3 protein-coding genes are annotated in these 1,554 nt (G+C 42.0%); all 3 read left to right on the top strand.

The window, feature by feature from the left end; genetic code table 11:
* Window positions 1-274: 30S ribosomal protein S10 (gene rpsJ / locus CJU60_RS20475; protein ID WP_095346084.1), on the top strand; the 274-nt coding region annotated here is incomplete at its 5' end.
* 39 nt (window positions 275-313) lie between these two features.
* Window positions 314-943 carry a 50S ribosomal protein L3 gene (gene rplC, locus CJU60_RS20470; RefSeq protein WP_059291697.1) on the top strand — a complete coding sequence of 210 codons (630 nt, stop codon included), beginning with the start codon at window positions 314-316 and terminating at the stop codon, window positions 941-943.
* A gap of 27 nt (window positions 944-970) precedes the next feature.
* Window positions 971-1,554 (top strand): 50S ribosomal protein L4 (gene rplD, locus CJU60_RS20465; protein ID WP_095714788.1); only part of this gene is annotated, 584 nt, incomplete at its 3' end.

The following is a 1,554-nucleotide window of genomic DNA, read 5'->3' as shown; positions in this document are numbered from 1 at the left end:
ATATGATCATAGAATCCTTGATCAATCTGCAGAGAAGATTGTTGAAACGGCAAAACGTTCTGGTGCCAGCGTATCTGGTCCGATTCCGTTGCCAACTGAAAAATCAGTTTACACAATCCTTCGTGCGGTGCACAAATACAAAGATTCTCGTGAGCAATTTGAAATGCGTACACATAAACGTTTAATCGACATTGTGAACCCAACACCACAAACTGTTGATGCGCTCATGCGATTAGACTTACCATCTGGTGTCGATATCGAAATTAAACTTTAATTCTAAAATATAGAATGATCTTAATAGGAGGTGTGACGAATGACCAAAGGAATCTTAGGAAGAAAAATTGGTATGACGCAAGTATTCGCAGAAAACGGTGATCTTATTCCGGTAACTGTTATTGAAGCTGCTCCGAACGTTGTTCTCCAAAAGAAAACAGCTGAAAACGACGGCTACGAAGCAATCCAGCTTGGTTTTGACGACAAGCGCGAAAAGCTTTCTAACAAACCTGAACAAGGACACGTTGCTAAAGCGGAAACTGCTCCTAAGCGCTTCGTAAAAGAATTACGCGGAGTGGAAATGGATGCGTATGAAGTTGGTCAGGAAGTCAAGGTTGAAATTTTCTCTGCTGGAGAAATTGTAGATGTAACAGGAGTATCTAAAGGTAAAGGTTTCCAAGGTGCGATCAAGCGCCACGGACAATCTCGCGGACCTATGTCTCACGGTTCACGCTACCACCGTCGTCCTGGTTCAATGGGACCTGTAGATCCTAACCGTGTATTCAAAGGTAAATTATTACCTGGACGTATGGGCGGAGAGCAGATCACTGTTCAAAACCTTGAAGTCGTAAAAGTTGATGCGGAACGCAATCTTCTTTTGATCAAAGGTAACGTACCTGGTGCGAGAAAATCTTTAATCACTGTTAAAAGTGCTGTTAAATCTAAATAACTCTCTTAGGAAAGGAGGAAATTGATCATGCCAAAAGTAGCATTATACAACCAAAACGGTTCTACTGCTGGTGACATCGAATTAAACGCTTCTGTATTTGGAATTGAGCCAAATGAAAGTGTTGTATTCGACGCTATTCTTATGCAAAGAGCTTCCTTACGTCAAGGATCTCACAAAGTAAAAAATCGTTCTGAAGTACGCGGCGGAGGTCGTAAACCATGGCGTCAAAAAGGTACTGGACGTGCCCGTCAAGGTTCTATCCGTTCACCGCAATGGCGCGGAGGTGGTGTCGTATTCGGCCCAACACCACGCAGCTATTCTTATAAATTACCTAAAAAAGTTCGCCGCTTGGCAATCAAATCAGTATTGTCTTCTAAAGTAAACGACAACAACATCATCGTACTTGAAGATCTTACTCTTGATACGGCTAAAACAAAAGAAATGGCAGCTATCCTTAAAGGATTATCTGTTGAGAAAAAAGCTTTAATCGTAACTGCAGATGCTAACGAAGCAGTAGCTTTATCTGCTCGCAACATTCCTGGAGTTACTGTAGTTGAAGCTAACGGAATCAACGTTTTAGACGTTGTCAACCACGAGAAGCTTCTGATTAC

Origin of the sequence: Bacillus sp. 7705b (genome assembly GCF_002289525.1) — a bacterium.
Lineage (GTDB): Bacteria > Bacillota > Bacilli > Bacillales > Bacillaceae > Bacillus > Bacillus halotolerans.
The sequence above is the reverse complement of the archived record's forward strand: the minus strand, read 5'-3'. Positions and strand labels throughout refer to the sequence as shown.

Bases quoted from the DNA above. Each gene is read 5' to 3' on its own strand.
- rplC (WP_059291697.1), top strand. From the start codon at position 314: ATGACCAAAGGAATCTTAGGAAGAAAAATTGGTATGACGCAAGTATTC.